Here is an 18,170-nt window from a genome sequence, read left to right as displayed (position 1 = left end):
ATATGGGGCGGGGGATAGGCGCTGCCTAGGGTCAGGGCATGACCGCTCGCAGCGCCCCTCCGGCCCCCCACGCCACCCCGCTCGACCTCGGCGGTCGCACCGCCCTCGTCACCGGCGCCGCCGGCGGCATCGGCCGTGCCTGCGCGCTCCGCCTCGCGGCCGCCGGGGCCGAGGTGCGGGCGGTCGACCTGGACGCCGCCGGCCTGAAGGACCTCGTAGGCAGCGCCGACGGCCTGCCCGGCGCGGTCGAACCCCACGTCCTGGACCTCACCGACCTCGACGCGGCCGAACGGGCCGCCGCCGGAACCGACGTCCTGGTCAACAACGCCGGGCTTCAGCTGGTGCGGCCGCTGGAGGAGTTTCCGCCCGACGTCTTCCACACGATGCTCACCGTGATGCTGGAGGCGCCGTTCCGCCTCATCCGCGGCGCGCTGCCCCACATGTACGGGCAGGGCTGGGGGCGCATCGTCAACGTCTCCTCGGTCCACGGGCTGCGCGCCTCCGCCTACAAGTCCGCCTATGTCGCGGCCAAGCACGGACTGGAGGGCCTGTCCAAGACGGCCGCCCTCGAAGGCGCGCCCCACGGGGTCACCTCCAACTGCGTGAACCCGGCCTACGTGCGCACCCCGCTGGTGGAGAAGCAGCTCGCCGACCAGGCACGCACCCACGGACTGCCCGAGGAGCGCGTGCTCACGGAGGTGCTGCTGCGGGACAGCGCCGTCAAGCGGCTCATCGAGCCGGAGGAGGTCGCCGAGGCCGTCGCCTACCTGTGCGGACCCCAGGCGTCCTTCATGACCGGCGCGTCCGTCGTCCTCGACGGCGGCTGGACCGCGCACTGAGCGAGCCGGCCGCGAGCGGATCCCGAAGTTATCCACAGGCCTGACGAGCCCGCCCGTTCATGAGCAATCCTGTGCACATGTCCCGCGATCACGTGGAGCCGATCCAGCGCTCCGTCACCGACGCCGAGCCGGCCGTCGACGCCGAGTCGGCGACCGGCGCCGAGCCGGAAGCTGCCGCGCCCGGCATCTCCGGCGCCGCCGGCGCCCCCGAGTGCGTCGAGGCGCCGTTCCTCGAACTGCTCGCCCGGGGCGCGGCCGCCGAGGCCTACGAGCGGCCGGTGCTCCTGGCGCGCGCCGAGGGGCACCACGCCGACCGGGTCGCGGCCCTCGAACACGCCAAGCGGCTCGCGCTGCGGGTGCGTGCCGAGTTGGAGGGCCGCCGCCGGCGGGAGGCGGAACTGTCGGCGCTGTTCGAGACCGCCCACGACCTGGCCGGCCTGCGCGACGTCGACGCCGTCCTCCAGGCGATCGTGCAGCGGGCCCGCTCGCTGCTGGGCACGGACGTCGCCTACCTCAGCCTCAACGATCCCGCGCGCGGCGACACCTACATGAGGGTCACCGAGGGCTCGGTGGCCGCCCGGTTCCAGCAACTGCGCCTCGGCATGGGCGAGGGGCTCGGCGGCCTCGTGGCCCAGACGGCCCGCCCCTACGTCACCGACGACTACTTCCGGGACGACCGCTTCCGGCACACGACGACCATCGACGCCGGCGTGCACGACGAGGGACTGGTCGCCATCCTCGGCGTGCCGTTGACCCTCGGCGCGAACGTCATCGGGGTGCTGTTCGCCGCCGACCGGCGCGCGCGGGTCTTCGAACGGGAGCAGATCGCCCTGCTCGGCTCCTTCGCCGCGCTCGCCGCCGCCGCACTGGACACCGCCAACCTGCTCATGGAGACCCGCTCCGCCCTGGCCCGGCTGGAGCGGGCCAACGAGATCATCCAGGATCGCAGCGCGGTCATCGAGCGGGCCTCCGATGTCCACGACCGGCTCGCCGAACTCGTGCTGCGCGGTGGCGGCGTCCATGACGTGGCTGCCGCCGTCTCCCAAGTCCTGGACGGGGAAGTCGAGTTCACCGAAACCGCGCCGGCCGCGGCTGTGGAGGCGTCCCGCACCGAAGGCCACGCCGTACGGCACGAGGACGACTGGATCGCGGCCGTCGCCGCGGGCGGCGAACTGCTCGGTGCGCTCGTCCTGCGCGGCCACCCCGAACTCGACCCCGTCGACCAGCGCACCCTGGAACGCGCCGCGATGGTCACGTCACTGCTGCTGCTCGCCCGGCGCTCCGCCGCCGAGGCGGAACAACGCGTCCGGGGCGAACTGCTGGACGACCTGCTCGACGCCCGCGACCGCGATCCCCGCCTGCTGCGCGACCGCGCCGCCCGGCTGCGCGCCGACCTCGACGCCACCCATGTCGTCCTCGCGGCGCGCCTGGACACCGCCGTGCCCGACGCCGACCAGGAGGCGGCCGCCCGCCGCCGCCTGTGGTCCGCCGCCTCCCACCTCGCCGCCACCCGACAGGGCCTGGCCGCCGCCCGCGACGGAGGCACCGTCCTGCTGCTGCCCCTGGAACCGGGCGACACCGCGACCGAGCTGGCCCGCCGCACCGCGCGTCACCTCGGCACCGCCGTCCACGAAGCGGTCACCGTCGGCGCCTCCGCACCCGTGCGCGACCTCACCGCCCATCCGGACGCCATCGGCGCCGGGTACGAGGAGAGCCGCCGCTGCCTTCAGGCATTGCGCCTGCTGGGCCGCTCGGGAGACGGGGCGGCCGCCGAGGACTTCGGCTTCCTGGGGCTGCTGCTCGCCGGCGACCGGGATGTGACGGGCTTCGTCGACCGCACCATCGGCAAGGTCGTCGACTACGACGAACGGCGCGGCACCGACCTCGTCCGCACCCTCGACGCCTACTTCGCCTGCGGCATGAGCCCGGCCCGCACCAAGGACCGGCTCCACGTCCACGTCAACACGGTGGCCCAGCGCCTGGAACGCGTGGGACGGCTCCTGGGAGACGACTGGCAGAGCCCGGCCCGTACCCTGGAGATACAACTGGCCCTCAGACTCCACGCGTTGGCCAATCCCGCACGCCGCTGACCCCCGTGCGCGCGGGCGGCGCACGGAGGTCGACAGGGCGAGGGAAGCCGAGTCACCGGCTCCACGCTCAAACGGCGCGGACCTTCGCTGCGGGAGCCTCCTCGCTCTCCTCCGCCCCGGCGGAGGGGCCGACGTCGGCCAGGTCGCGGAGTCGGGTCTCCTTGGCCGAGGCCACGGCGACCACCGTCAGCAGAACAGCCGCGATCACATACAGGGCGATCGGTGTGGAGCTGTCGTAGTCGGCCAGCAGCGCGGTGGCGATCAGAGGCGCCGGCGCGCCGGCGGCCACGGAGGCGAACTGGGCGCCGATGGAAGCCCCGGAGTAGCGCATCCGGGTCGCGAACATCTCCGAGAAGAAGGCGGCCTGGGGCGCGTACATGGCCCCGTGCAGCACCAGACCGACGGTCACGGCGAGGACGAGGCTGCCGAAGCGGCCCGTGTCGACGAGCGTGAAGAAGGGGAACATCCACAGTCCGACGCCCACCGCGCCGACCAGGTACACGGGACGCCGCCCGATCCGGTCCGACAGCGCGCCCCAGGCCGGGATCACCGCGAAGTGCACGGCGGAGGCGATGAGGACGGCGTTCAGGGCGGTCTGCTTGGAGACGCCGGCCGAGGTCGTCGCGTACACGAGGATGAACGCGGTGATGACGTAGTAGGAGATGTTCTCCGCCATGCGCGCGCCCATCGCCACCAGCACGTCACGCCAGTGATGACGCAGCACCGACACGAGCGGCAGCTTCTCGGCGTCGGCCGCCGCCTGCGTGGCCTTGCGGGCCTCGGCCTGTGCCAACGCCTGCCGGAAGACGGGGGATTCGTCGACGGACAGACGAATCCACAGTCCTACGATCACCAGCACACCGGAGAGCAGGAACGGGATCCGCCAGCCCCAGCTGACGAAGGCGGCGTCCGACAGCACGGCGGTGAGCAGGGACAGCACGCCGGTCGCGAGCAGCTGCCCGGCCGGCGCACCGGTCTGCGGCCAGGAGGCCCAGAACCCGCGCCGCCGCGCGTCGCCGTGCTCCGACACCAGCAGCACGGCCCCGCCCCACTCACCGCCGAGCGCGAAGCCCTGCACCAGCCGCAGCAGGGTCAGCAGCACCGGCGCGGCGGTCCCGACGCTCGCGTGGGTGGGCAGCAGGCCGATCGCGAAGGTCGCCCCGCCCATCAGCAGCAGACTCAGCACCAGCAGCTTCTTGCGCCCGAGCCGGTCTCCGAAGTGCCCGAACACCAACGCCCCGAGCGGCCGCGCCGCGAACCCGACGGCGTAGGTGAGGAAGGAGAGCAGCGTGCCGACGAGCGGATCGGAGTCCGGAAAGAACAGCTTGTTGAAAACGAGCGCGGCGGCGGAACCGTACAGGAAGAAGTCGTACCACTCGATGGTGGTGCCGATGAGGCTGGCGGTGACGATGCGCTTGAGGTTGGCGGGGGGTGGGGGAGCGGTGGTTCCGGAGGCCATGTGCGCCACTTCCTCGTGTGCGGTGGGGACGGGTACGTGTCGGCACACGGTAGAAACACGCAGGTCAAGCGCACATGTGGTGGGACACCATACTTCGAGGGTCGGCTATGCGCGCGGCCACCATGCCGGCTCACGGAAGGGCGGGTCCGGGGCTCCGAAGGTGGTCAAGACGAGTGCCGTCCGGGACGCACAGTTAGGGGTGATTTGACGGCGCGATGCTGACTCCCGTGCTGGTTTGGTGCTGACTAAAGGCCCACGTCATCACCCGTCTTCACCTGTCCCGTGCTGACTTGGTGCTGACTACGCTCCGTTGAACTGGGACATCTCGGTGCTGACCGGCTCAGGACCGTGGCGCGGTAGGCGACCTGACTGATAGACCGACCCGGCTTTACCGCTCGGCTCTGCGGAGGTTGATCAGTGCCTCCAGACCCTGTGACGCCCCCGGGGCGTGATCGCAGAACCACGATGCGGCGCCGGGAGAAGGAGCGGCTGGCCACTCTGCGGATCGCGCTCGCGGAGTTCGACACCATGGACGACCGTCGCTTCGAGTACGCCCTGCGGGATCTGCTGGTCCGCGACGGCTGGCCGGCCCGCAGAGTGGGTGGCGGCGGCGACCAGGCCGCCGACGTCATCGGTGACCATCCGCAGCGCGGCCGGATCGTGGTGCAGGCCAAGCACACCCGCGTCGGCGGGAAAGTGGGCTCAGCTGTGATGTACGCGGTGAAGGGGACGGCCGGGCCGGTCCACAGAGCCGATCACGCTGTCGTCGTCACCAATGGAGCCTTCACCCGCGATGCCATGGCATGGGGCGACCGGCACGGCGTCCACTGGATCGACCGGGAGAAGCTACGGCGCTGGGCCGAGGACGGTGCCGCTCTGCACGAGCTTCTCGGACTGTCCGCGCGCTCCCGCCCGAGCCGGTTCAGGCGTGCGGCATGACTGGCAAAGAGCGTGATCGCTGCCCAAGACGTCTGGAGGTGTGGTGTTCGACGAGGACGGGTCGCTCGACCCGCTGCTGAAGTACCTGCTGTATGCGGTCATCGCGCTGGCCGTCGGCAAGACGCTCTGGGAGTGTCTCACCGAGGACGTCGGCCAGTGGATCACCGTAGATCTGTGGGGGCTGATAGCCGATCACCCGTGGGGACCGGACTCTTCGTGGTCGTCGGACTTCCCATGCTGCTCCTGCTCGGCAGAATCCTGTCATTCCTGTTCGGCGTCAGCACGTACGCCGACGCTGACGACACGTTCGCCGCTCCCTCTGGCGATGCGATCTCCACCCGGAATTGAAACGATTGGCCCACGGCGAGCACCGCTACGACGTCCTCGGCATCCAAAGCACGACACACTGACGCCAGCGCACACGGAGCTGAGTCCGTCCCAGGAGATCCCGCCCAGTAGATCACCCATGCCGTCGCGGGTGTCGGCTCCTTCTCCGTCTACCCGAGTTCACCGAGACGCAGGGCATCCCTTGTCTCGCTGAGCTTCGCGGTCGTGGCCGGGGTCCGCTCCTGCGCTTGTTCAGCGAGCCGGAGGGCGTCGTCAATCTCGCTGAGCTTCACGGGGGACAGGACGGCCGCCCGCTCTATCAGGTCGTCCCGGGACACAGTGGTCAGCCACGTGCACGGGGTGAAGCCCGGACGCGCGAACGCCAGCCGCAGCACGCCTTCGAACGGCAGTCCTTCACCGGCGCCGACCGTCACTTCGATGCCCAGACCACTGATGTCGACGCCCGCCGGAGCGACGACCTGCATCACCCGGATCCCGGACGTGTCGTCTCCCGACAGCAGTACGACCAACCTCCGCTCGTCGAACTGGACCCACCAGACTTCGCCACGCTGCACAAGTCCTCCAGACACATGACGGCAGACAGACGCTGCGCGACCCTGACGCGCTGTGGAGACGGGCGCGGCCACCGTTGATCACGGGCGTGTGAAGACTGAAGATCGTTAGGCGGCCGCAGGTCGCAGCGTAGACCCTGCCCGCTGGCAGGAGACGTTCGAGGGCCTGACGGCCCAGATCGTGGGCCGGTTCGCACGGGTCGAACCCCGACGTCGGTTCGGGCGGTTGGTGCTCGGGCTGCTGTCGGACCTGCCATGCAAAAACTGTTGGACCATCGCAGAGTGGGCCGGAGAGAGCACCCCGGACGGCATGCAGTACCTGCTCGGGCGGGCCAAGTGGGACGCCGACCAGGTTCGCGACGACGTCCGGGCCTGCGTGGTGGAGCATCTGCGGGACGACCAGGCGGTTCTGGTGGTCGACTTGACCGGCGAACACCGTCCACAAGCGGGCCTCACGGGGTGGCGCCCGTCCGGCTGCGGGACCGGTAACCAGCGATCTTGGCGAGGTTGCCGCAGCGTTCCATGGAACACCAACGGCGGCGGCGGGCCTGGGAGTCGTCCAGGAAGAGCAGGGAGCAGTCGCGGTTCTCGCACTTCTTGACCCGCTCCAGCAGGGGGCCGCGCACCAGCAGGACTGCGTCCCGGGCCACCGTCGTCAGCGCGGCACGCGCCGGATGCCGGGCCGTCCAGCGACGTTCGCCCAGCTGGGGGGCCAGGTCAGGGCGGGCCGCGCTCTCGTTGACCAGCGCCACGTCGGCCGGGTCCGGATCGTCGTCGGCCATCGCCGAACGCAGGACGCGGTGGAGCGCCTCGCGCAGCACCCGGGCCTCGGTCAGGTCGCCGGCGGTGACCTGTACGGGGCCCTCGTCCGGCGTGAGGCCGGCCTCGTGAAACCAGTGGGCCAGCGCGGCGGCGTCGGGGATCCGCTCGACCGGAGTGGCGTGCCGCCTGCCGAGCGTGGCGACGAAGTCCAGGCAGGGGCGGCCCCCGACGAAGGGGAAGGCGAGCACCGGGTCGGACGCGCTTGTCATGCGAACGATCCTAACCCGTCTTGACACCGGTTCATGTGGTGTCGCAAGGTGACACCACATGAACCGGTGTCAGTCGCCCCGGCGGCTGCGGCAGGAAGCGGGTGGGGTATGCGTGCGGTGCGGATCGACGAGTTCGGCGGGCCCGAGGTGCTGGTGCCGGTCGAGGTGCCCGACCCCGTGGCGGGGCCCGGGCAGGTGCTCGTACGGATCGCCGCGGCGGGCGTGAACCGGGCGGACGCCCTGGTCAGGTCAGGGGTCTACCACCGGGCCGGGCGACCGCCGCTGATTCCGGGCGCGGAGGCGGCGGGGACAGTCGCCGCGGTGGGGGACGGAGTGACCGGGCTGGAGGTCGGGCAGCGCGTGGTGGCCCTCGACGCGGGCGCCGCTCCCGGCTTCTACGCCGAGTTGGCCGCCGTGCCCGTCGGGCAGGTGGTGGCCTTGCCCGACGGGGTGGACCTGACGACCGCGGCCGCGCTGCCGATCGCATGGCTGTCGGCCTGGTACTGCCTGCGGCACCTCGCCGGGGCGGGCAAGGGGGACACGGTCGTGGTGAAGGCCGCCGCGAGCGGGGTGGGCAGTGCGGCCGTGCAGATCGCCGCCGAGGCCGGCGCCCGGGTCGTCGCGCTCGCCGGCTCGCCGGAGAAGGCGGCGTGGGCCGGGGAGTTCGGCGCGTACGCCACCGTCGACACCTCCGCGTACCCCGGTGACGCCGAGGTCGAGGAAGTGCTGCGGATCACCGGCGGGCGCGGCGCGGACGTCGTCCTGGACGCCGTGGGCGGCAGTGCCTTCGCCCGCAGCCTGCGCGAGGTGGCGCACGGCGGCCGGGTGGTGGCGCTGGCCAATGTCGCGCTGGAGCCCAGCACCGTCGACACCCGCGACTTCTACCCGAAGAACGCCTCGATCCTCGGCTTCCAGCTCACCAACCTGCAGATCCACGGCTACGACCCGCGAGCCGACCTGCGGGAACTGGCCGAGCGCGTCGCGGACAGGACGTACCGGGTGCCGGTCGAGACGGTGCTGCCCCTCGAGGAGGCCCGGGCCGCCCACGAGCGGCTGGAACGGCGGGACAACCGCGGCAAGATCGTCCTCGCCGTAGGGGAGGCCTGACCTCAGGCGTAGAGATTGTCGAGTAAGGCGGACAGATGGCCCGTCGACGAACGCCACTGAGCGTTTTCAGCGTTGCCTCTCCAGGGTGAGGACGGCCTTGATGACGACGCTCATGCGGTTGGGGCTGATGCGGGATCTGCGGAAGATGACCCAGGACTTCAGCCGTGCGATGCCTCGTTCGACGGGTGCCCGGGCCGCGGACGGGGCCCGGTTCTCGATCCGCTCCGTGAGGTGAGTTCACCGTTGGGCGGGCGGCGTTGGCGGTGGTGACCCAGTCGCCCGCACCGATGTAGGCCGTGTCGGCGAGGATCCGGACGCCTTGGCGCGCGCAGATCCGGAGGATCTGGTGGATGCGGGCGGCCGTCAGATCGCGGGTCCGGCCAGGCCATGCCGGCGACAGCCACAGAATCTCGCCGGCCGGATCCGTGACGACCTGCACGCTTACCCCGTGCCGCTTGTGTTTCGAGGAGTAGTGGCCCTGCCGTGGCCAACGCGGTCGCACTCTGCGAGCGTGCCGTCCGAGAGGACGAAGTCCGGGTCGTGCGCGCGCAGCGTCCCGAGCAGGCCCGGCGCCTGCTCGGCGAGCAGACCGATGACCGCGGTGGCTGAGCCGCGGGGGGATCGCCGACCCCGCGCCCGCGGGGATGCTCCGGACGGGATAGTGAGGCCGGACAGCTGGCACCGGCAGGGACCTCCCCGCACTTGGGGCAGGAGCCGACCGAGTGGCCCAGCCTGCCGAGAACACTTCCCCTCGACGCCGAACGGGCCCGAGCCACTGGCTTCTTGGTTCTTGGACGCGACCACCGCTGCTGCGCGCGCCTGGCCCGTCTCACCAATGGGGGACTGCGGCCTTACGGTGCTGCGGGGTCTGGACCCCCGCGCCCTGGTGCAGGCCGTCAGCTCCCTGCACGATGGTCGTCGACCCGATCCGGGCACTGCGGATGTTGCTCGACATCGCCGCTCAGCCCCGCCTGGCCAAGCATCGGCGTGCCCACTTCCGCGTGCCGCGCTCCACGGACGACGCCGGCCTGCTCGACTTCGCCCGGCGCGAGTTGCAGACTCTTTACCCCCCCGGCGAGCAGTTGCTCCATCGGTCCCGTCGTGGACTCCCGGCTCAGGGTGCACGGCGTGAGCGGCCTGCGAGTGGTGGACGCCTCGGTGATGCCCACCGTGGTGCGGGGCGACACCAACGCCCCGACGATCATGATCGCGGAGAAGGGCGCGGACATGATCCGCGGTCTTTGATCTCCAAACAGGACAGGAGCAGGGCTCGCTGGGCCGGCCCGACCGCCCGGACAAGGCGCCTCAAAAAACGGTCGGTGCGGCAGGGGTGCCGTGGGCGAGCGGTCGCAATCTGCGGCCATGGCCGACGACTTCCTCTCTTTCGTCAAGCCGGCCCAGGTCCTGGCGGCTCGGACGCCTCGAAGCCGAGAGATGCGGCTGTCGCCCGCCAAAGGATTGAGACAACCCCACGCCGAGTGCGTATCGCTTGACAAGGAAACCGTAGGCACACGTCTGCGGTCCGGCTCACCAACTGACGACATCGACCCGATCTCCCGCGCGACAGGCCAGTTCAGCAGATCACTGGAGTGGCCGGCACGCATTCCACGGAGCGCTACGCGGGCCGTGGTGGCGCCCCACCCCGGACCTGGTTGGTCGAGGAGGACTACCGATGGGATTCGACGAGGCCGAACCGCCACGGGCCCTCAACTGGGGGCGCGAGCCCGCGCAAGAGATCCAGGATTCATTTCAGGCAGTTCTGAACGCCCTGGATGCCGCTCGCGCCGATCTCTACGCGACGGAGGAGCAGCAAGGGTTCGGAAGCCCGTTACCGTCCTTGGACCACCCCAGCGCAACAGCCGGATACGGCAGCCCTACCCGTCCCGCCCCGTCCCTGCCACCGACGCAGCCGGGGACGCAGGGCCTGGGATCCCGGCCTGAGCTGGTTCCGGTCCGTCCGGAAGGCCTCCCACCGTCTGCCGACCCGCCCCAACCCGCTTGGGACCGGCCAGGCGTCGGGAACGCCGTGGTCGAGCCGCTGTGGTCACGCGGTGTGCCGCAGGAGGCGGTCACGCCCCCAGGGGCCGCCGCGCCACGGGAGGCAGGACAGCCACCCACTGCGCGCGGCGGGGGCCCGGCACCGGCCGAACTGTCGGCAGCTTTCCCGCCGCCCCCAGTCGCTCTGCAGGATCGTGCGCGCCGATGGACCGACTCAACTCAGGACTCCCCCCACCAATCGCAGGCCGCGCAGCCGAACCGCCTCGTTGCCCCGCCCTCCCGGACGCCGCTGCGGCCAGAACCGGCCCGCCCCCCTGAGACCAGGGGAAGCCAAGGACATCGCCGCTTCACCGACCGGCGACACAGCCGGCTCGCCGGAGTCTTCGGGCTGGGCGCCGTGAGCGGATTGGTCCTTGCCTCTTCGCTGCTCGGCAACGGCGGCTCCGCACCGGCGAAGCCGCCTGCGTCCTTGGAGCAGCCGGACCGGCCATTGCCTGAGAATCCGGCACCTGCAGCCCCGTCCCCACCGACCGGGCAACCGACCCGGCCGGCTCCCGGCAACGCCTCGCTTCCCGAGATCCCGGGCACCGGGTTGCTGCGCCCAGGCGACACCGGCCACGGTGTTTACGAGTTGCAGGTACGTCTGCTCCAGATCCCTCACATCTATGACGGCGGGGCCATCAACGGCCGTTACGACACGGAGGTCCGTCAGGCAGTGGCCCGATTCCAGAATGCCTACGGCATATCTGGAGACGAGACCGGCGTCTACGGGGACAACACTCGACACGCCCTCATGCTGCGGACGAAATAGGCGCCCCAGTCACATGCCAGACGCTGCGACGACTGCACGGGCTGCTGGAAGTCACCTCATGGAGCAGTTCTGCGTCGGCGCGATGACCACGGCCTGTGCGGCACGGAGACCCATCCGACGGAATACCCCCGCGTCGGCGCGGAGGACGCGAGGTACTTGGTCCCCGGCCCGGTGGGGAACGTAAAAGTCACACACGAGGTTCGGAATGGGAACGATCTCTGAGGCTCCCGTCCCCGTCAAGGTGCGCTCCCGGGTGTCTGGCTGGACCACGCGCGCGCCGGCCGCCAAAGCCGTTCAGGAAGACCTCGCCCGCGGCACGGCTCGCCGCCCTGTGATCCCGCGGCGTCTTGGCCCTGACGGGCTGTCCGGCGACCCACCTCGAGCACGCGCTGCGCGCTGTGATCGCTGACGCCCTTCAGACGCCCGGGGGAAGGTGTTGGGGCCGGGATCCGTGACGATCCTCTGCGGCTCTCCCCGTCCCGAAGATCTCCGCCGCCGACCTCGCCCGCACCGTTCTGGACGGCGTCGAGCGCGGCGAGAGCGAGGTCCTGGTCGACGACTTCACCCGCAAGATCAAGTCGGCCCTCTCCGGTCCGGTGGAAGGTCTGACCATCCCTCTCCCCGGCTGACCATCCGGCCCGCCCCCGCTCAGCACAAGACAGCGCCTTTGCCCGTTGGCTGCGGGAGCACGCCCGACGGGCCGGATACGACGTCGCAAGGACGACATGCCGTCGATGATCCTGATCGTGGCGACCTTCGCCCTGACCGGCAGACCGAACGAGACGACCACGGCCCGCATCACGGACACGATCGGCGCGAACGCGGGAAGTGACCGACGCCTACCTCCCCGTGAGTCGGGGCTCGTCCAGGGAGAGTTCCTGGCCCACTCCAATCTGGTGCAGGTGGAGCGGCAGCCCGATACGGACGGCTCCTGATGAGCGGCTTCCCTCTCACACAGACACGACTTCTGCAGCCGCACCTCTCGCCATGCGGAGGCAGGTGGGACGCTTGGGGCATGGCCCTTCGCGCACGGCCGGACGTGCCGAGTTCCTGGCAGCCGGGTCACTCACCCGCGCTGGCCGTGATCCCGCTGCTGCTGATCGTCACGGTCTGTGTGGTGGACGTGCTGTCCCCGCCGGACATCCACCTCGGCCCCCTGCTGGTGGCGGCACCCGCGATCACGGTGGCGTTCGCCGGCGCCCGTCTGACGGCACTGATGGGCGCTCTCGCCGTGGCTGCTCAGGCGCTGATCGGCGTGCTCAGAGGCGTCCTGGTCACGGCCAACATCCAGGCCCAGATCGCCGCTCTGGTCATCGTCTCCATAGTCTGCGCCACCGTCTGCGTGGTGCGGGACCGGCGCGAGCAACAGCTGGACCGCGTCCGGTCGGTCGCCGAGGCGGCACAGAGCGTGCTTCTGCAACCGCTGCCCACACACGCCGGCCCGCTGCGGATCGCCGGCCTCTACCTCCCCGCCGAGCAGGAGGCCGAGCTGGGCGGCGATCTGTACGCGGCAGCCCGGACCGACCACCACAGCACCCGCCTCCTCCTCGGCGACGTACGCGGCAACGGCCTCGCCGCGATCAACAACGCGGCCCTGCTCCTCGGCGCCTTCCGCGCGGCCGCCCACCGGCAGGCCACCCTCCCCCGTCTCGCCGTCCACCTGGACGCCGCGTTCCGCTGGGACACCAGCCAGTGGCGTCCACCGGCGGAGCACGACACCAACGAGGACTTCGCCACCGCCACCCTGCTCGACATCCCCGACCACGAACCGGTCGTCCACCTCATCACCTGCGGCCACCCACCGCCGCTCCTCCTGCGCGACCATCACCTCATCCCGCTCACCGCCGAGGTGAGCCACCTCCCGATCGGGTTCGGCGGGGCCTTCGGCATCGCCGCCTACGACGTCCAGACCTTCCCGTTCGAGGTCGGTGACCTCCTGCTGCTCTACACCGACGGCGTCATCGAGGCCCGCGATGCCGACGGGGTCTTCTACCCCCTCGCCGAACGGCTGACGGAGTGGACCAAGGACGACCCGGAGGACCTCCTGCGCCATCTCCAGGACGACCTGCTGGCCCACGTCTGCGGCCACCTCGACGACGACGCGGCCGCAGTGGCCGTCCGCCGCTCGGCCGTCTGACTTCCCGGCCATACGCGTCGGCTGCGTGATCACCAGACCCGCTCATCGTTGACCCGGCTCAGACCCGTCAGCCCCGGCAGTGATGACCAGCTGCTGCCCGAAGTCGACGTCCTGCCGGCGCACCTCCAGCAGCTCAGCGCCCCGCACCCCGGTCGAGACCTACAAGGCGACCATCGCCCGGTCCCGGTGCGAGCCCGGTTTCGCGAAGCCCATCCGTTCGTTTCGCCACGGCTCCAGCGGATGGCGATGTGCATGAGCACGCTGCCGCCCCCGCTGGGCCACCAAAGGGAACGGATTGACCAACGGCCCTGTGCCGCACTCCAGATGAAAGTCGTAGAACACGCTCGCAATGGCCGCCGCCGCAGCGGCCCAGCGATGCCGCGAGATCGAGGCGGTCGCCGACGCGATGATCCGGCTCCTGGTGGGGACGCCGCTGCGCTCCGACGGCCAGCTGACCATCAAGTCACTCGACCAGGAAGCCGACCTCAAGCGCAACAAACTCACCCACGAGCACACCGGGCTGAAGACCTGCTCTACGCCCTGGTCCGGATGCACGCGCCGAGCACGACCAACTGCCTGCAGACTTTCAGCAACTGGTGCGGGTGGTGCACGTCGTGGAGGCCGAGAACCAGCAGCTGCGGCAGTCCGCCGGCAGCGACGGCGTCGTTCGTGTCCTGCCTGTCCAGCACCAGCCAACGAGCAGACCTGACCGACTGACGATGTCGGCTCCGGCCCACATCAATAACGCGAGCCGGAGCCAAACGGGACACGGGAAGGTGATGGTAAGTCAGTTCACGGACCGCACGGTGGGCATGGCGAGGGCGACCGGTCCAGTGCCGGAGCCGCTCTTGCAGGAGTCGTGGCAGTCCTTCTCCAGGCTGCAGCACAGGGAGCAGATCGCCCCGGCGTGGAAGTGGCAGTTAGCCATGTCCGGCCGTTCGAAGTCGGTCGTGCACACGGCGCAGGTCAGCATGGCCGCGGAGGGCAGGCCGTCCGCCCCGAGCAGTGGCTCCTCGAGGTCGTCGACGCGGGCGATGTAGTACTTGCCCTTGGTGATCACCGCGAACAGCGGTGAGAGGACCATTGCGAGGAACAGGGCGATGAAGGGGGAGTACGCCTTGCCGTAGGCGCCGAAGGCCTGGAAGTAGGCGGCGATGGAGACGGCGGAGGCGATGAGCATCGAGCCGAAGCCGACCGGGTTGAAGTTGTACAGGTGGGCGCGCTTGAACTCGATGTACGAGGGGCTGAGCTTCATCGGCTTGTTGATGACGAGGTCGGCGACGACCGCGCCGATCCAGGCGATGGCGACGTTGGAGTAGAAGCCGAGGACGGTGTTGAGGAAGCCGAAGACGCCGCCCTCCATCAGGGCCAGTGCGATGCCGACGTTGAGGAAGATGTAGACGACGCGGCCGGGGTGGCGGTGGGTGAGGCGGGAGAAGAAGTTCGACCAGGACAGCGAACCGGAGTACGCGTTCGTCGAGTTGATCTTTATCTGGGAGAGGATCACGAAGAACGTGGCCAGGCCCAGGGCGACGGGTGCGGCGAAGGTCTTGAAGCCGTGAACGTACTGCTGGATGGGCTCGTTGGCCTTGGACAGGCCGACGCTGCCGGCGATGTAGAAGGCGAGGAAGGCCCCGCCGATCTGCTTGGCCGCGCCGAGCACCACCCAGCCCGGGCCGGCCGAGAGGACGGCGCCCCACCACTTCTTGCTGTTCTCGGGTGTCTTGTCGGGCATGAAGCGCAGGTAGTCGACCTGCTCGCCGATCTGGGCGATCAGTGACAGGGCCACGCCGGCGCCCGCGCCGACGCCGAGCATGCTGATGCCGGAGCCGGTGGGGGAGTCGCCGGCGAAGTGCGTGAACTGCGAGAACTTGTCCGGCTCCTGGATGGCGATGGACACGAACGGCGCGACCATCAGCACCAGCCAGATTGGCTGCGTCCACACCTGCATCTTAGACAGGGCCGTCATGCCGTAGATGACCAGTGGCAGGATGACCAGCGAGCAGATGAGATAGCCGACGGCGAGCGGGATGTGCAGGCCCAGCTCCAGGGCCTGGGCCATGATCGAGCCTTCGAGGGCGAAGAAGATGAAGGTGAAACTGGCGTAGATGACGGAGGTGAGCGTGGATCCGAGGTAGCCGAAGCCGGCGCCCCGGGTCAGCAGGTCCATGTCGATGGAGTACTTCGCCGAGTAGTACGAGATCGGGATGCCGGTCAGGAAGATGACCACCGCCGCGGCCAGGATCGCGACCATGGCGCTGGAGAAGCCGTTGGAGATGGCGATCGAGCCGCCGATGGCGAAGTCGGCGAGGTAGGCGATGCCGCCGAGTGCCGTGGTGGCCACCACGTAGGGGGTCCAGCGGCGGAAGGACTTCGGCGCGTAGCGCAGCGAGTAGTCCTCCAACGTGTCGTTCTGCGCCCAGTTGTTGTACGTCCGTCCGCCTGTACTCGTCGGCGGTGCTTCCTTGTCGACGATCTCCGTCACGACATTCCCTCTTCCCAGTACTGGGGACGACCCGGGCGACCCCGGGTGATTTCACGGAAGAGTCACGCCGCACTGTTTCTTGAACGTTTCTCTCCCTTTAAGGGGAAGGTCTTTAACGGGCCTTTATTCGACGCGCGTAGATAGCGCGCCAACAGGAGTAAGACCGTGGGGGCTGGGATGCCCGTCCATGCGTGACTCCGGCGGGCGAGCGGCCCGATCGAATACGGGTGCCTCGCCTCCGCCAGATGCTTTCCGTAGAAAGTATTTCTGTGGCAGGGTGATGTCAACGGCGGGGAGCGGGGTCAGAGTTGGGTGACGATGTGGAAGTCGAAGGCATCCGCCCGTGCCAGGTAAAGCCTTTGCGTGAGATGGTTGCCGCGCAGCCGCACTGCGCCGCGCGGCCCTTCGTAGGAGACAGTTTCGCCCACCACGCACATCGCCCGCACGTCCAGCGACCGCGCCCGCTCGGCCAACGCCGCGAGCAGGCGCACCCCTTCGAAGCACGACTCGCCCGGACTGCCGACGACAGGGGCCTCCACACCGAACCGCGCCGCGTAACGGGCGCTGAAGTCCAGGCTCTCGGCGGTCGCGAGCGTCTCGAAGAAACCAGCCGTCGCCCAGAGCCCGTCGGTGGCTGCCTCGGCACCGGTGGCCAGCAGGATGTTCTCGTCCATATGGGTGCTCAGTCGCAGACACCGCTGGTGAAGGCCGTACGCGGCGAACGCCCGGTTGAAGCGTGCCGCGTCGTCGCCGACCAGCAGCATCAGCACCGCGTCCGCCTCGCACCGCTCGATCCGGCGCAGCACCGGCCCGAACTCGTGCGTCCCCAGCGGCACGAACACCTCGTCGCGCACCAGACCGCCGCACGCCCGGACGTATCGCTGTGCGGCGCGGGCGGTCACACGCGGCCACACATAGTTGTTGCCCACTGTGCACCAGCGTCGCGCGCCGGTCGCCTCGGCCAGCACCCGCATCGCCGGCAGCAGTTGCGCGGCGTCGGTCTCACCCGTCAGGAAGACCCCGGGTGTGCGCTCGCCGCCCTCGTACTGGGCTGTGTAGACGTAGGGCACGCGGCCCGCGATCCGCGGCAGCAGTGCCTGGCGCACGGCCGAGGTGTGCCAGCCCACCACCCCGTCCACGGCGCGCAGCGACACCAGGGCCTCGACCTCGGCCGCGACCCGCTCCGGCGATGCCCCGCCGTCCACCGTGACCAGGCGGACCTCCCGGTCCAGCACGCCGCCCGCGGCGTTCAGTTCCTCGGCGGCCAGCTGTGCGGCCAGTTCGCACGACGGGCCGAAGATCCCCGCGGGTCCCTGCAGCGGCACGACCAGGGCCACGACCAGCGTCGTGCTCGAATCGCCGTTCCCTCTGGGCGGCACCGGATGCACAGACCACCTCCGTGAGGGCACTGGGCGCGCGGATCCCGGTCCGGGCCCCGGCGCCCTCGCGGAGGCTCGTGATCTGCGCGAACACTAGACCTATCGGAAGGACACCGGCAATGCCGTCCGAACCCTCCTCTCCGGACCTTGCCCACCTCCTCAGGCACGCCGAGCGACGCCTCGGCCGGCGCTTGGCCGTGGTGCTGGCCGAGGAGGACTGCTCGGTGGAAGAGTGGCGCGTCCTGTCGGCCGTTGCCGACGGGCAGGGCCACCCGATGTCCGAAATCGCCGACCACGCCCTCATGCCGGCGCCCACTCTGACCAAGCTCGTCGACCGCATGGTCGCCGACAATCTGGTCTACCGTCGGCCCGACCCCGACGACCGTCGCCGCGTCCTGCTGCACCTCACCGCCCGCGGCCGCATCCTCCAACAGCGCGCCGCCCACCGCATCCACTCCGACCAGACCCGGCTTCTCGACGCCATCGGTGACCAGGGAGCGCTCGCCCAGCTCCTGCCTCTGCTCGCGGCAACGGTCGACGGGTTGCCTGCGGTGGCGCGCAGCAGGCCGCACAGTTGAACTATTCGATCAATGGCCGCGGCCTCGTCCCTGTGTGGCGAGGTCGGGCCTGCGCTTCAGCGTCTTGGCGGCCGCGCGAGCGAGGGCGCCGCACAGCCACTCCACTGTGCGCTCTCTTCCCAGGCCGGCGGCGGCCTGCGGATAGCAGCGGTCGGTGGGGAAGGGGGGGGCCAACGGTCGTCCAGGCGGTGGCGAAGCCGACGACGTCCGCCCCGGCGAAGGTGAGCGCCGCGGTGAAGCCGGGGCGCCGGACGTTGTCCACCAGCCGGCCGACGAACTCGACCGCCTGCTCCTCGTCCTCGCTCCAGGGCGGATCCCAGAAGGCTTGGAGGTAGACGGAGTGCCGGGCCTCGGGGTGCTCCAGCAGACCCTTGCCGCGGAAGACGCGGACGTCCGGTGTCATCGGGGGGTGGCTATA

15 protein-coding genes and 3 pseudogenes are annotated in these 18,170 nt (G+C 70.3%); 10 read left to right on the top strand and 8 right to left on the bottom strand.

Annotated features, from left to right (window positions below; translation table 11 throughout):
- Positions 1 to 38: 38 nt before the first annotated feature.
- Both ACFYXA_RS10190 and ACFYXA_RS10185 read left to right on the top strand, forming a co-directional pair.
- Positions 39 to 839: a 3-hydroxybutyrate dehydrogenase gene (locus ACFYXA_RS10190; protein WP_389030477.1), complete on the top strand. Its 801-nt coding sequence runs from the start codon at positions 39 to 41 to the stop codon at positions 837 to 839.
- A 77-nt stretch (positions 840 to 916) separates the two neighbouring features.
- Complete coding sequence (locus ACFYXA_RS10185; RefSeq protein WP_389030474.1) at positions 917 to 2,929, top strand: helix-turn-helix domain-containing protein; 2,013 nt, start codon at positions 917 to 919, stop codon at positions 2,927 to 2,929.
- Between the two features lie 67 nt (positions 2,930 to 2,996).
- Here ACFYXA_RS10185 and ACFYXA_RS10180 read toward each other — a convergent pair whose 3' ends face one another.
- The gene (locus ACFYXA_RS10180) at positions 2,997 to 4,388 is read right to left on the bottom strand and encodes an MFS transporter (protein ID WP_389030471.1); all 1,392 of its coding nucleotides are present in this window, start codon (positions 4,386 to 4,388) and stop codon (positions 2,997 to 2,999) included.
- A gap of 459 nt (positions 4,389 to 4,847) precedes the next feature.
- On the opposite strand from ACFYXA_RS10180, the pseudogene ACFYXA_RS10175 reads away from it, so the two are divergent.
- Positions 4,848 to 5,327, top strand: a pseudogene (locus ACFYXA_RS10175) (restriction endonuclease); the annotation flags it as partial.
- Between the two features lie 497 nt (positions 5,328 to 5,824).
- Here ACFYXA_RS10175 and ACFYXA_RS10170 read toward each other — a convergent pair.
- Complete coding sequence (locus ACFYXA_RS10170) at positions 5,825 to 6,229, bottom strand: type II toxin-antitoxin system PemK/MazF family toxin (protein WP_389030468.1); 405 nt, start codon at positions 6,227 to 6,229, stop codon at positions 5,825 to 5,827.
- 163 nt (positions 6,230 to 6,392) lie between these two features.
- Between ACFYXA_RS10170 and ACFYXA_RS10165 the strand changes: the two are divergent.
- A pseudogene (locus tag ACFYXA_RS10165) lies at positions 6,393 to 6,719 on the top strand (transposase); the annotation flags it as partial.
- Here ACFYXA_RS10165 and ACFYXA_RS10160 read toward each other — a convergent pair.
- A complete protein-coding gene (locus tag ACFYXA_RS10160) occupies positions 6,679 to 7,257 on the bottom strand; it encodes a CGNR zinc finger domain-containing protein (RefSeq protein WP_389030465.1) in 579 nt (192 codons plus the stop codon). The pseudogene ACFYXA_RS10165 and the gene ACFYXA_RS10160 sit on opposite strands and share 41 nt — an antisense overlap.
- Positions 7,258 to 7,365: 108 nt before the next feature.
- Here ACFYXA_RS10160 and ACFYXA_RS10155 point away from each other — a divergent pair, with 108 nt between their 5' ends.
- Positions 7,366 to 8,364, top strand: coding sequence for a zinc-binding dehydrogenase (locus ACFYXA_RS10155; RefSeq protein ID WP_352247342.1), 999 nt, complete (start codon positions 7,366 to 7,368; stop codon positions 8,362 to 8,364).
- 66 nt (positions 8,365 to 8,430) lie between these two features.
- Here ACFYXA_RS10155 and ACFYXA_RS10150 read toward each other — a convergent pair.
- Together ACFYXA_RS10150 and ACFYXA_RS10145 are read right to left on the bottom strand one after the other, a co-directional pair.
- A pseudogene (locus ACFYXA_RS10150) lies at positions 8,431 to 8,967 on the bottom strand (transposase family protein); the annotation flags it as partial.
- A 293-nt stretch (positions 8,968 to 9,260) separates the two neighbouring features.
- The gene (locus ACFYXA_RS10145) at positions 9,261 to 9,455 is read right to left on the bottom strand and encodes a hypothetical protein (protein WP_389030462.1); all 195 of its coding nucleotides are present in this window, start codon (positions 9,453 to 9,455) and stop codon (positions 9,261 to 9,263) included.
- Positions 9,456 to 9,492: 37 nt separating this feature from the next.
- Here ACFYXA_RS10145 and ACFYXA_RS10140 point away from each other — a divergent pair, with 37 nt between their 5' ends.
- The 4 genes from ACFYXA_RS10140 to ACFYXA_RS10125 all read left to right on the top strand — a co-directional run bounded on the left by ACFYXA_RS10140 (position 9,493) and on the right by ACFYXA_RS10125 (position 13,310).
- The gene (locus ACFYXA_RS10140) at positions 9,493 to 9,609 is read left to right on the top strand and encodes a GMC oxidoreductase (protein WP_389030459.1); all 117 of its coding nucleotides are present in this window, start codon (positions 9,493 to 9,495) and stop codon (positions 9,607 to 9,609) included.
- A 1,150-nt stretch (positions 9,610 to 10,759) separates the two neighbouring features.
- A complete protein-coding gene (locus tag ACFYXA_RS10135) occupies positions 10,760 to 11,173 on the top strand; it encodes a peptidoglycan-binding protein (protein ID WP_389030456.1) in 414 nt (137 codons plus the stop codon).
- A 725-nt stretch (positions 11,174 to 11,898) separates the two neighbouring features.
- Positions 11,899 to 12,108, top strand: coding sequence for a hypothetical protein (locus tag ACFYXA_RS10130; RefSeq protein WP_352247344.1), 210 nt, complete (start codon positions 11,899 to 11,901; stop codon positions 12,106 to 12,108).
- Between the two features lie 80 nt (positions 12,109 to 12,188).
- Positions 12,189 to 13,310, top strand: a complete 1,122-nt coding sequence (locus ACFYXA_RS10125; protein WP_389030452.1) for a PP2C family protein-serine/threonine phosphatase — start codon at positions 12,189 to 12,191, stop codon at positions 13,308 to 13,310.
- Positions 13,311 to 13,469: 159 nt separating this feature from the next.
- Here ACFYXA_RS10125 and ACFYXA_RS10120 read toward each other — a convergent pair whose 3' ends face one another.
- From ACFYXA_RS10120 to ACFYXA_RS10110, 3 genes are all read right to left on the bottom strand, one after another.
- Positions 13,470 to 13,865, bottom strand: coding sequence for a hypothetical protein (locus tag ACFYXA_RS10120; RefSeq protein ID WP_389030449.1), 396 nt, complete (start codon positions 13,863 to 13,865; stop codon positions 13,470 to 13,472).
- 232 nt (positions 13,866 to 14,097) lie between these two features.
- Positions 14,098 to 15,795 (bottom strand): purine-cytosine permease family protein, encoded by a 1,698-nt coding sequence (locus ACFYXA_RS10115; protein WP_389030446.1) that lies wholly within the window; start codon positions 15,793 to 15,795, stop codon positions 14,098 to 14,100.
- Between the two features lie 302 nt (positions 15,796 to 16,097).
- On the bottom strand, positions 16,098 to 17,183 hold the full coding sequence (locus ACFYXA_RS10110) for a substrate-binding domain-containing protein (protein WP_389030443.1): 1,086 nt from the start codon (positions 17,181 to 17,183) through the stop codon (positions 16,098 to 16,100).
- Positions 17,184 to 17,293: 110 nt separating this feature from the next.
- On the opposite strand from ACFYXA_RS10110, the gene ACFYXA_RS10105 reads away from it, so the two are divergent.
- Positions 17,294 to 17,752 (top strand): MarR family winged helix-turn-helix transcriptional regulator, encoded by a 459-nt coding sequence (locus ACFYXA_RS10105; RefSeq protein ID WP_389030439.1) that lies wholly within the window; start codon positions 17,294 to 17,296, stop codon positions 17,750 to 17,752.
- Positions 17,753 to 18,170 lie beyond the last annotated feature (418 nt).

The organism is Streptomyces sp. NPDC002566 (assembly GCF_042889585.1).
In the GTDB taxonomy this organism is placed as follows: Bacteria; Actinomycetota; Actinomycetes; order Streptomycetales; family Streptomycetaceae; genus Streptomyces.
The sequence above is the reverse complement of the archived record's forward strand: the minus strand, read 5'-3'. Positions and strand labels throughout refer to the sequence as shown.